The sequence below is a fragment of the Actinotignum timonense genome, assembly GCF_900155575.1.
GTDB classification, from domain to species: Bacteria; Actinomycetota; Actinomycetes; order Actinomycetales; family Actinomycetaceae; genus Actinotignum; species Actinotignum timonense.
The window spans coordinates 2037940-2049183 of the sequence record NZ_LT706966.1; the positions used below are offsets into that span (position 1 = coordinate 2037940).

Sequence of the window (11244 nt, forward strand, 5' to 3'; positions counted from 1 at the left end):
GGGCGCCACCGTTATCATCTGGACTATTACTCAGCGCTTACTTCGCCGCGTTGATCCAGCCGAGGGGCAACTTCGTGAAGTACAAGCCCTGCATCTCGCGTTCCCAGAGCAAACCGAGATCGCCATCGGGCATAATCGCCATGCACTGGTACACATAATGCGCCGGGTTGAAGGTGCGTGAGGCAATCCAGCTTCGGCCCCCGTCTTCCGACAGGCGCAGCACGCCCCGTCCCCGGTAGGGGCGCAGCTGAGCAGCGTTCGCAAAGATCACCCGTTCGGGGCAATCTACGGTCGGCCACATCACCGCATTGGGCTGGCAGAAGATCTCGGGGATGGCGTCAACGAAGTAGACGTCGCCCCATGTTTCACCGCCGTCCTCGCTGATGCTGGCCGCGATTTTCCCGCTCGGATGCTGGTTGCGCATGAGCATAAGCACAGAGCCATCAGCTCGCTCGATAAGGGTGGATTCGTGGGTTGCAGCTTTTTCAGTATCCAGCGTGCGCCCCTCAATCTGGCGCCCCTCAAAGATGCGCCCGTCATTGGGGGATGCGCCGCGCTTCCAGGTTTCCCCGCCGTCGTCCGAATAGACGACCGCGGCGGAGAAGTACGTGGTGTGCACACCGTTGAAGTAAATCGGCATCACGAGCCGCCCGCGGTGCTTCTTACCTTCCAACTGAATTCCATTCCCCGGAGAGGTACCGCAGAAGGACATCCACTCTTCTTTCACCTCGTGACTGAGGTTACGGGGCGCCGACCACGTGGCGCCGTCGTCGTCGGAATAAATCATCTGAAGGTAGCAGGTGCGCTTCGTCAATAAGGTCTGGTGCAGGTCTTCGCCGTCGGCAAGGAAAACGTTCCCTCCCGGCGTCTCCGCCCCGTCGCGTAGCACCGTCACATTGCCGCGAGGAGAAATCCGGTAGGGCGCCGCCTGGCCTTCGGCATCGATAACACTGCCGTCGGGGAGCCAGGTAAAACTCGCCCCGTTCCCATCGTGGAGGATGAAATTCCCGTCCTTATCGAGGCCGATTCCGGCTTCCGCGTTTGGCTGCCCCATCCCACCGGGGAAATGATCAATGAGCACAATGAGGCGCCCGGTGTTTTTATCCTGCACCACGCAGGAATCAATCACCGAGGCACCGCTCGCCCCGTGTCCCGGATAGGTGAGCACCGTCTGGAGATCGTCCCAGGTTTCCCCACTGTCGAAAGAGCGCCGGATCGTGAAGTTAATAGAATTCGGCGAATCATTAGCAATCGTTTCACGTTGATCAGCACCCGCGACGACGACGCCCGATTGCAAGGTGATAAGCGAGGGGATCCGGTAACTTACCGAGTTGTGAAACCCGGCATCGAAAAGACACTGGGTTTCCAGCGGCGGAACAGAAGAAAGCTTCTTAATCTGCGCATCGTTGAGGATCGTGGAATACACAGCGGCATTACGCACCTCGCCGAAGAGGCGCGAGCCAGCCGTGTCCTGCCCGATGACGATCTCATCGCAAGCCGAAACCGCATCAAAGAAGGCTTGACCGGGCAGGTGGGCCTCCATGAAGCCATCCACGTAAATCTGAACGGCGCCGTGCCCCACGCGCAGCACCACATCATGCCACCGGCCTTCATCCCAGTGGCCTTCGGCGAGGAAGGTGCGCCATTCGCCCCGTTGGCCTAGCACCCGATATTCGATACCGCGTTCGGTCACCGATACATTCAGTTGCTCGACACCGTTGCCGGCCGCCGCGAGCATCGTTCCGTGCTGCCCCGGCCCGCGCACCCGGTAGCGCAAAAACACGCTGCCCGCGCGTAGCTCCGCCACATCGGCCACGTCATAATCGGAGAGGTGGGAGGCCGCGAACTCAATCAGGGGTTCAGGGGCCGGACTGAGGGCCAGAATATCGCCGCTACTCAGAACACGGTCGTAGCTTTCTAGTCCGCGAATATCGGTTCCCGGGGCACACACGCTCTCGAGAGCGCTTGATCCCGGTACCGCTGCCGGAGAAAGGTCCGCGGTTGTGGAGAAGCACTGGTATCCATCCAGGTAGATTTTCGCACCGGCGGAGCTGGAGGTAATTGCCACGGTGTGCCAGGTACGGTCACTCACCGTTGCGGTGTCCTCCATATCCAGGGCAAATTCCATCGTCTCATTCGATCCGGCCAGGAATAAGCTCCCCGCCTTGATTGAGAGCACCCAGCCCTTTTCCGCTCCGCGAACAGCGACGAGATCGCCATCCATCCCGGCGCGGAACTGGAACATCCAGCTCACACCAACCGTCGCCTTATCCATGTTGTTTCCTTTCTTTCCGCATCATTGCGACACTGCCGTGTACATGGTGCGCCTTTATTTTTTATTGCGTTATATGGCGTTATTTGATGAGTTGGGCGGGGTAATCGAGCAGCCACGCTCGCGGAACTTCCGTGTAGTAAAGACCCTGCCATTCACGTTCCCACAGCAGCCCAATATTCCCGTTGGGCAGCTCCACCATGGCCTGGTAGACGTACCGCCCCGCCTGGAAAGTTCGCGAATTCTTCCAGGTCCGGCCACCATCATTGGAGTAGCGCAGCACGCCTTGGCCACGGAAGGGCAAGCGAGCCGAGGCATTAGCGAAGAGCACCTCGTTTGTATGCCCGGACAGGTTCTTCGCTGCTGGCAAGCTGAAAATATCGGGGGTGTTCTTATCAAATTCGGGAGCGCTCCATGTTGCCCCGCCGTCCGTGGAACGCGCCACCGCGATACGCCCGCCCGGATTGGAATTTCGCATATACATGGTCAGTTCGTTCTCACCGGTTTGCACCACGGCGGATTCATGGAGGGAGGCCCTCCCCTGCCGCACCGTCTGGGAGTTGATCGCCCCGCCGTTGAAGACCCGCACATCATTCGGGGAAGTGGAGCGCTGCCAGGTGGCGCCGTCGTCGTCAGAATAAACAACCGCACTAGAATACACCGTTGCTACCGCGTTCGAATAGTAAATCGGAACAACTAAGCGACCATCGTGTTCCCCGCCGTGGATCTGCATAGCCGACCCGGGGCTGGTGCCAATGAATTTCATCCAGTCTTCTTTGACCTGGTTGTTGAGGTGCCGCGGTGCGCTCCAGGTGTCGCCGTCATCATCCGAGTGCATTTCCACCAGGTACGCGGTGGGCTGCATGTATAAACCGTTGGGGACCTTCTGCGACAGCGGATCGTACACATTATTGACGCGTTCGCCCTTGAGGGTAACGGTGCCGTCCTCCGTCACCGCATAATCGGTGTGCCCGCCCTGCGTATCCGTAACAACGCCGTCTTTGAGGGCAAAAGTGGTACCGGTGGCGCTGCTCAACGCGAGGGAACCATCCGGGTTCATTCCGGTTCCCACATGATTATTCGGTTGGCCCACCCCGCCCGGATAAAGATCAACAAGCAGCGTGATCCTTCCGGTTTTTTCGTTCTGTACCATCGAGGAATCGATAACCGAGGCCGCTTGCTTCCCGCTTCCAGGAAGATTCACCAGCGTGCGCAGTGGCGACCAGGTTTTCCCGTTATCCGTTGAGCGGCGCAGCACGAGGTTAATATCATTCGGGCTGTCATAAGCATTGGGTACGCGTTGATCAGCTGTGGCGAGCAAAGTTCCCTGGCGTGTGCGCAATAACGCGGGGATCCGGTAGCTTGCCGCATCCTCATACCCGCTATCGAAAAGGGCGAATTCCCCGGGGTTGCTATACCCGCTCAGAGTCTTGACTTCAGCATCGTTGAGGGCACCGTCAAAGACGCGCAGGCGGGCATGTTCCAGCACCACGTTGTTGATCGTATTTAACGAATGCGCAGGAAGATTCTTACGTCCGATGAGTGTTCCGTTGGCGTAAACCTTACTTGCGTCACCATCAACGACGACGGCGACACTTGTCTGCGCAGACTGGGTCCACGTACCCGGAATCGAGATTCGCTCCCCTCCCTGGGCCAGGCTGAGATCATCCTCGCGCACCGAAAGTTCCTGAACGGAGGTCTCACCACGGCGCAGGGCCGCGCTTGCGCTTGCCTGCGGGTCAATATCGTAAAGGTAGGTGATTTTTCCTTTACGTGCGGCGGTTCGCACCGCTTCCGGCACCTCCGCGCGGGAATCGGCCACCGTCAGGATCGGTTCAGGGGCGGGGGAAAGTTGCGCCACATCAGAGGGCGTGACGGGCGTACCGAAGACCCGCAGCCGGCTCACCGTTCCCGCGAATCCCCACTGTTTCCCGTGGGAGTCATAGTTAGCCCCGAGGCGCAGCGAATCCAGGCCGTCCACATCATCGAAGAAACTCGTTGAGGTGGTGGAGAAGACCTGCTGTCCGTCCAGGTAGAGGGCGGTATTCTCCCCCGTCACATTCACAACTGCCGTGTGCTCGCGCCCATCATTGACCGGGCCGGCATCTTCAGCATCGGCTTTGGCCAACCACCCTTTCCCGGATTCAGGCTCATTGCGGACTTCCCAGTAGAGATGGCCGTGCCGCAGGGCGAGGGTGAGATTCGTGGAATCTTCCGTGGAATTCGATGCACTGAGGAGGGCCGCCGAACCGGAATCCTGGGTTGTGGAGAACGTTACCGCCACCGCACCCTCAGTGAGATTTTTCACTTTTCCAATATGTGCGCCAAGGTCCTGGCCGGGATCACCCTCGGCTTGTTCATAACGATTGTCAATATCAATAATAGCGCCAGAAACTACCCCCTCAGTATCGGCCAAGGCATCCGGAACCACGACGGCAAGCCCACCCGCGACCACGAGGGCACCGGCAACGCCAAGGCTCTGAATTTTTTCTCGTATATGACCCATAAGGTCTCCTTCTCCCTCCACCACATCATGGCGGGAATCCCGCAATATCGCGGGTTTATCGTATTTATTTTCCCCTTGGCAAAGAGAACGCAAACGCGGGGACGCTGTGACTGATTCACCAATTGTCTGACAGGTTAGCAATGTCATTTCACTTTGCACAAGGACGGCACTGGGTAATTCCTTAACCATCGCTTGCGCAGCTCAAGGCATGAGCGTAGTTTATTCCCGTTGTCAGACAACCGAAGTTCAACAACTATTTTCAATGATGAAATACTCAGGAAGGGCACCGATATGAGTGAGCCGCATTCCCCAACAACATCCCGACCAAAGCGCTGGTACCAGTATCTTTCGCGTGAAGATTGGAAAGCTTTTTTCGCCGCTTGGCTAGGCGTACTTCTGGATGGCTACGATTTCGTGCTCATCGCCTTCGCTCTTCCCGCTATCAAAGAAACATTTGACCTTTCCCTGGTCCAAAGCGCTTCGCTCATTTCTGCCGCCTTTATTAGTCGGTGGCTCGGTGGTCTGGTGTTGGGCGCCATTGGTGACCGGTACGGCCGCAAGCCCGCAATGATCCTCTCCATCTTCATGTTTGCCTTCGGATCCATTGCGTGCGCGCTCGCCCCGAATTTCTGGATTCTCTTCGTTTTGCGCCTCATCATCGGCTTTGCCATGGCCGGTGAATATTCCGCATCCGCCGCCTACGTCATCGAATCCTGGCCGCGCCATATGCGCAATAAGGCTTCCGGTTTCCTCCTGTCCGGCTACGCGTTCGGGGTTATTGCGGCAGCTCAGGTCGATAAATACTTCGTCACCTGGGTTGATTCCATCCATCCCGGCTGGGGCTGGCGCGCCCTCTTCCTCACCGGCGTGGTGCCCATCGCCATCGCGATTTACATGCGCAAAACCCTCCCCGAAGCGAACGACTGGGAAGAAGCGAAGAACAAAGGGCACGTTGAAAAGAACGATATGCTTTCCGTTCTTTTTGGTGGCAAGCTCAAGTTCATCAATTACGCCGCGGTGATTATTGCCTCCGTTGCGCTGCTTCTTATCTTCACCCAAAGCGTGTCCGGCGGCGTCGTCATCACCGCGCTGGGGCTCATCTGCGCGGTTATTTTCATTTACTTCATTATCCAGTTCGACCCGAACCGCTGGGTTATTGGCATCGCCATTATGGTGACGATTTTCGCCTCCTTCATGTACACCTGGCCGATTCAGGGGCTGCTGCCGACCTACCTCCAGGGTGTGGGTATGGATCAGAAGCTGGTTGCGAATGTGGTGTCCTTCGCCGGGCTCGGTAATGCGTGCGGGTACATTATCGCAGGCTTCGCCGGTGACCGCTTCGGAATGCGCCGCTGGTACGTTATTTCGCTGCTACTTTCCCAAGCAATTGTCTTCCCACTCTTCATGCAGGGCGGCGAATACGTGGTGCTGGTCGCTGCCTTGCTCTTCTTCCAGCAGATGTTCGGACAGGGCATTTCCGGTCTGCTCCCCAAGTGGGTATCCAGCTACTTCCCGGTGGACAAGCGCGCTGCCGGCCTTGGTTTCAGCTACAACGTCGGTGCTCTGGGCGGTGCGGTTGGCCCGGTTCTCGGCGCCGCGGTTGCGGCCAAGGTGTCCCTCGGTATGGCACTCGCTATTCTTTCCGTCGGTTTTGCCGCCATCGTCATGATCTCTATCGGCGCCAATATTCCGCGCCGCCTGCAAGAATTGGTTAATGCCGATGCCGTTCGTCCCGAGGACGGCGACGACGAAATTATTTTGGAAGGAAAATAAATGACACTCCCCTTCGTTGTTGGGGCTTATGCATCGCTCCCCGAACCAGCGTTGCAACCTGACTACTATCGCCTGCTGGCAGAGCAGGAATGGATCTCCGGAATCGAAATTCCTTTCCCCGGAGTCCTCGCCGGTGACCCCAAGGCCATAGCGGGCGTCATCGCCCCGCACTGGACGCTTAACACAATTACCGCGATTCCCGGCACCATGCAGAACGTCGGCAAAAACCCGGCTTTCGGACTGGCCTCCCCCGACGAGGAGGGCCGCACGGCCGCTCTCGCCTTCACGCGCGAGATCCGCGACGCCGTTGCTTCCCTCGCCCAGCTCAGTGGCCGCCCCGTCATCACGAAGGTGCAGCTCCATTCGGCCCCCACCAAGCAGGCCGACGGCGCAGCTTTCCGCGCCTCCCTTGCCGAGCTATCGGAGTGGGATTGGTCCGGGGCAGTTCCTGTGATTGAGCATTGTGACCGCTATATCGAAGGTCAAGCTCCGGAAAAGGGCTTCCTTGCTCTCGAGGAAGAAATCGCCATCTGCCAGGAGCTGGGCCTGGGTATCCACATTAACTGGGGCCGCTCCGCACTCGAGGAACGCAGCGCGGATACTGCTTTCGCGCATATCGAGGCATGTGCACAGGCGGGCGTGCTCGCCGGCCTCATGTTCTCCGGGGCGGGCCCGGCAGAAACCCAGTACGGCTACTCTTGGATTGATGGGCATCTCCCCTCCCACGCCGATGAGCCGACGTCGATTATGACGGCGGAGGAAATCACCCGCTGCGCCAATGCCGCTCGCGAGGGCGGGGCGCAGTATCTGGGTGCCAAGATCTGCGTACCGGCCAATGCTTCCTTGCCCGAGCGCGTGGCCATGCTCGAACATATCCACCGTGCCGCGGTAGCGAACTAACCGCACATTATCGCTACGCGTGCATCACCCCGCGCCGTCACCACAGAGGTGCCGGCGCGGGGATTTTTATGCACCTATGTGTCTACGTAGCTATGTATTTATGCGCCGGGCGGGAATACGGTGGCCGGCCGGAAGGAATCCCCGTGCCGGCGTGCCACCGCAACAAGCTCATCGCCGTGCAGCAGGGCGACGGTGCCAGCTTCGCTTTCCGCACCGGGTGCTTGTCCCGATACCGTTCCCGCACCTACAGTACGCGATTGCGCCATTCCTACGGCGGGGGCCACTGCTCTCCCCCGTGCCTCAAGGAACTGGCCGTGGCGCACGGATTCGGCTTCGGCTGCCTCGATCTGCACCGTCGGGAGTGCGCGAGCCGCTACCTGCGCCAGTGGGATAACGGAGGGCTGCGCCCCGCCCCGCACCAGTTGCGCCAGTTCCGCTACGCTCACCGCCTCGTCTTGCCGGAAGCCACCCACGCGGGTACGCCGCAGCGCGCTCATAAGGGCTGCGCTTCCCAACGCTATCCCGGTATCGCGGGCAAGGGCGCGCACGTACGTACCCGAGGAGCAGCTCACCTCCACATCAACATCCGCAACCGGCACAGCTCCCGCTTGAGCCTCTACCGGCGCCGCCCCATCGAATTGCGCCGGACTATCTGTCAGAGCCGGACCGTCCAGCGCCGCCGTACCGCTGACCTGCGACTGGCGCCAGCGGAGCTCCCCGCTCCGTTCCAGGCGGGCAATATGGATTGGCACCGCTTCGAGCACCACGTCCTGCCCGGCCCGGGCCAGGTCGTAGGCACGCTGCCCGGCGATCTTCTTGGCCGAATACGCGGAGGGCACCTGCGAAATATCACCCTGAAGGGAGGCAAGGGCAGCGTCGAGCTGCGCCGTCGTACCGGAAAAACCTGGGGCGGATGTGACGGTACCGGTGCAATCCTCGGTATCGGAGCCGATGCCGAGCGTGAACGTGGCCCGGTAATCTTTATCGGCCCCGCTCAGGTAGGTGAGGAGTCGAGTACCCGCGCCGATTCCCACCACGAGCACCCCGGTGGCCATCGGGTCGAGAGTACCGGCGTGCCCCACTTTGCGGATGCCGCATAGACGGCGCAGCGCGGCAACCACGTCGTGCGAGGTCACCCCGGCTGGTTTATCAATAACTAGGACGCCGCTTGGCGCCGGATGCTGCGCGCGGGGCAGATCAGGCCAGGGATTCTGGCGCATCGGTTTCATGGGATGCCTCAGGCGCTAACGGTGCCGCGATACTCGACGGTGCGACGGGGCCCGAGGGCGCACCGGTACCGGACGGTGCGGCGCCGTCGTCCTCCGTTACCTCACGGGGCTTGCGGTAGGGATCAGCTTCCCCCGCGTATTCCTTCCCCTCCGCATTGCGCGCCAGTTCGGCGTCACGGTGCAGGGCCGCGGCCAATACATCCTCAAAGGTGCGGGCTCCTTCGGGTAGTTCGTCGGCCACGAATTCCAGGGTCGGGGTAAGCCGCAAGCCGAGCTGGCGCCCCACTTCCGAGCGCAGCGCGCCCTTGGCCGCCTCCAGCCCGCGGGCGGCGTCCTTCACCTGGTGCTCATGCCCGATGGCGGTGAAGAATACGGTGGCGTGCTGGAGGTCGCCGGTCACGCGGGTATCGGTGATGGTCACCATATTCAGCCGCGGGTCTTTCATACGGGTGTTAATGGTTTGCGCCACGATCTGCTGGATACGTTTCGCTACCCGTTCCGCACGGGGATTAGCCATCTTCATCTCCTTTATTGCTGGTGGATATGCTGCGGCCCGCCAGCGCCAGTGGCGAGCCGGCGGGCCGCAACGTTCCTCAGGACAGTCCCCTAGCTGCGGGCCTTCTCCTGCATCTCGAAGGTTTCAATAATGTCGCCTTCGTGAATATCGCGGTAGCCGAGCGTAATGCCGCATTCGTAGCCTTCGCGCACTTCGGTAACATCGTCCTTTTCGCGGCGCAGCGAGACAATTTCGAGCTCGGGTTGCACCACGACGCCGTCGCGTACCAACCGGGCCTTCGCCCCGCGCTTGATCGCACCGGTGCGGACAATGGAGCCAGCAATGGTGCCGGCCTTGCCCGAGCGGAAGAGCTGGCGCACTTCGGCGCTGCCCAGCTGAACTTCCTCGAGAACGGGCTTGAGCATGCCCTTGAGGGCCGCTTCCACTTCCTCGATGGCCTGGTAGATGACCGAGTAGAACTTCATCTCCACGCCTTCGCGTTCGGCCATATCGGCCACGCGTTCGGCGGGGCGCACGTTGAAGCCGATAATGACGGCGTTATCAACGGTTGCGAGATTGACGTCGTTCTGGGTGATGGCACCCACGCCACGGTGGATGATCTGCAGCGCCACTTCGTCGTCGACCTCAATATCGAGGAGCGAGGATTCCAGCGCTTCCACGGCGCCGGAAGAATCGCCCTTGATAATAAGGTTGAGCGTTTCGACGCTGCCTTCCTTGAGGACATCCCCAAGGTTCTCCAGCGACACACGCTTACGACGCCGCGCCAGGGAAGCCGCCCGCTGGGCCGATTCGCGCTGTTCGGCAATCTGGCGTGCGGTGCGTTCGTCGTCCGCCACGAGGAAAGCATCCCCGGCGGAGGGCACCGCGTCCAAACCGAGCACCTGGACCGGCATGGAGGGGCCGGCTTCCTTGACCGGGTTGCCGCTGGCATCGAACATGGCGCGCACGCGCCCGTGAGCAATACCCACCACGATGGGATCGGAGATCCGCAGCGTACCGGTTTGCACCAGGGCGGTAATCACCGAGCCGCGGCCCTGATCGAGTTTCGCTTCGATGGCAACACCGCGCGCGGTGCGATCCGGATTGGCCTTGAGTTCTAGCTCGGCATCCGCCACGTAGAGGATGGCTTCGAGCAGATCGTCGATGCCGATACGCTGCTTAGCCGACACGTCGAGGAACATGGTGTCCCCGCCGTATTCTTCGGCGATGAGGCCGTATTCGGTCAGCTGGCTGCGCACCTTCTGCGGGTTGGCGCCTTCCACGTCGATCTTATTGACCGCAACGATGATCTTCACACCCGCGGATTGCGCGTGGTTGATAGCTTCCACCGTCTGGGGCATCACGCCGTCGTCCGCGGCGACCACGAGGATCGCAATGTCGGTAATATCCGCACCGCGGGCACGCATCTGGGTGAAGGCTTCGTGACCGGGGGTATCGATGAACGTGATCGCCCGGGTTTCCCCTTCGTATTCGATATCGGTCTGGAAAGCACCGATGGCCTGAGTAATACCGCCCGATTCGGTACCTTCCACCCGCGAATGGCGGAACGCATCGAGAAGCTTGGTTTTACCGTGGTCCACGTGGCCCATAACGGTAACAACCGGGGGACGCGGCTTGAGGTTCTCTTCGTCTTCCAGGAGCTCTTCTTCTTCGAGGTTAATATCGAAGCTCTCCAGGATTTCACGATCCTCATCTTCGGCGGAGAGAACTTCCACCTCGTAGCCGAGTTCAGCGCCCAGCAGCTTGAAGGTATCTTCGTCCAGCGACTGGTTCATCGTGGCCATTTCACCCATGCGGAAGAGCACGGTAATGAGGGCCGCCGAGGACGCACCGATACGTTCGGCGAAGTCCGCCAGCGAAGCACCCTGGCGCAGGCGCACCACGGTGGAGCCATCCCCGCGAGGAACCTGGACACCGGAAAGCATCGGCGAGGACTGTGCTTCGTATTCTTCACGCCGGGTCCGCTTGGATTTGCGGCCTCCGCCGCCTCCGCGGCGCCCGAAAGCACCGGCGGTGGAGCCGCCGCGTGAACGCCCGCCGCTGCGGG

General features: G+C 60.4%; 7 protein-coding genes. 2 read left to right on the top strand and 5 right to left on the bottom strand.

The genetic code is table 11. From position 1 onward, the window contains the following. Positions 1 to 37 precede the first annotated feature (37 nt). Both CZ322_RS08690 and CZ322_RS08695 read right to left on the bottom strand, forming a co-directional pair. On the bottom strand, positions 38 to 2275 hold the full coding sequence (locus CZ322_RS08690; RefSeq protein WP_087070972.1) for a sialidase family protein: 2238 nt from the start codon (positions 2273 to 2275) through the stop codon (positions 38 to 40). Between the two features lie 79 nt (positions 2276 to 2354). Then, the gene (locus tag CZ322_RS08695) at positions 2355 to 4778 is read right to left on the bottom strand and encodes a sialidase family protein (RefSeq protein ID WP_087070973.1); all 2424 of its coding nucleotides are present in this window, start codon (positions 4776 to 4778) and stop codon (positions 2355 to 2357) included. A gap of 291 nt (positions 4779 to 5069) precedes the next feature. Here CZ322_RS08695 and CZ322_RS08700 point away from each other — a divergent pair, with 291 nt between their 5' ends. Together CZ322_RS08700 and CZ322_RS08705 are read left to right on the top strand one after the other, a co-directional pair. Beyond that, on the top strand, positions 5070 to 6551 hold the full coding sequence (locus CZ322_RS08700) for an MFS transporter (RefSeq protein WP_087070974.1): 1482 nt from the start codon (positions 5070 to 5072) through the stop codon (positions 6549 to 6551). Next, positions 6552 to 7451 carry a DUF4862 family protein gene (locus CZ322_RS08705; RefSeq protein ID WP_087070975.1) on the top strand — a complete coding sequence of 300 codons (900 nt, stop codon included), beginning with the start codon at positions 6552 to 6554 and terminating at the stop codon, positions 7449 to 7451. It abuts the gene before it with no gap. Between the two features lie 98 nt (positions 7452 to 7549). On the opposite strand, the gene truB is transcribed toward CZ322_RS08705, so the two are convergent. From truB to infB, 3 genes are all read right to left on the bottom strand, one after another. Continuing rightward, positions 7550 to 8680 (bottom strand): tRNA pseudouridine(55) synthase TruB, encoded by a 1131-nt coding sequence (gene truB, locus CZ322_RS08710; RefSeq protein WP_087070976.1) that lies wholly within the window; start codon positions 8678 to 8680, stop codon positions 7550 to 7552. After that, the gene (rbfA, locus tag CZ322_RS08715; RefSeq protein ID WP_087070977.1) at positions 8649 to 9197 is read right to left on the bottom strand and encodes a 30S ribosome-binding factor RbfA; all 549 of its coding nucleotides are present in this window, start codon (positions 9195 to 9197) and stop codon (positions 8649 to 8651) included. The genes truB and rbfA overlap by 32 nt, the downstream gene beginning before the upstream one ends. Before the next feature lie 89 nt (positions 9198 to 9286). Continuing rightward, the coding region (gene infB / locus CZ322_RS08720; protein WP_087070978.1) for a translation initiation factor IF-2 at positions 9287 to 11244 on the bottom strand (1958 nt) is incomplete at its 5' end.

Bases quoted from the DNA above. Each gene is read 5' to 3' on its own strand.
- CZ322_RS08690 (WP_087070972.1), bottom strand. From the start codon at position 2,275: ATGGATAAGGCGACGGTTGGTGTGAGCTGGATGTTCCAGTTCCGCGCC.
- CZ322_RS08695 (WP_087070973.1), bottom strand. From the start codon at position 4,778: ATGGGTCATATACGAGAAAAAATTCAGAGCCTTGGCGTTGCCGGTGCC.
- CZ322_RS08700 (WP_087070974.1), top strand. From the start codon at position 5,070: ATGAGTGAGCCGCATTCCCCAACAACATCCCGACCAAAGCGCTGGTAC.
- CZ322_RS08705 (WP_087070975.1), top strand. From the start codon at position 6,552: ATGACACTCCCCTTCGTTGTTGGGGCTTATGCATCGCTCCCCGAACCA.
- truB (WP_087070976.1), bottom strand. From the start codon at position 8,680: ATGAAACCGATGCGCCAGAATCCCTGGCCTGATCTGCCCCGCGCGCAG.
- rbfA (WP_087070977.1), bottom strand. From the start codon at position 9,197: ATGGCTAATCCCCGTGCGGAACGGGTAGCGAAACGTATCCAGCAGATC.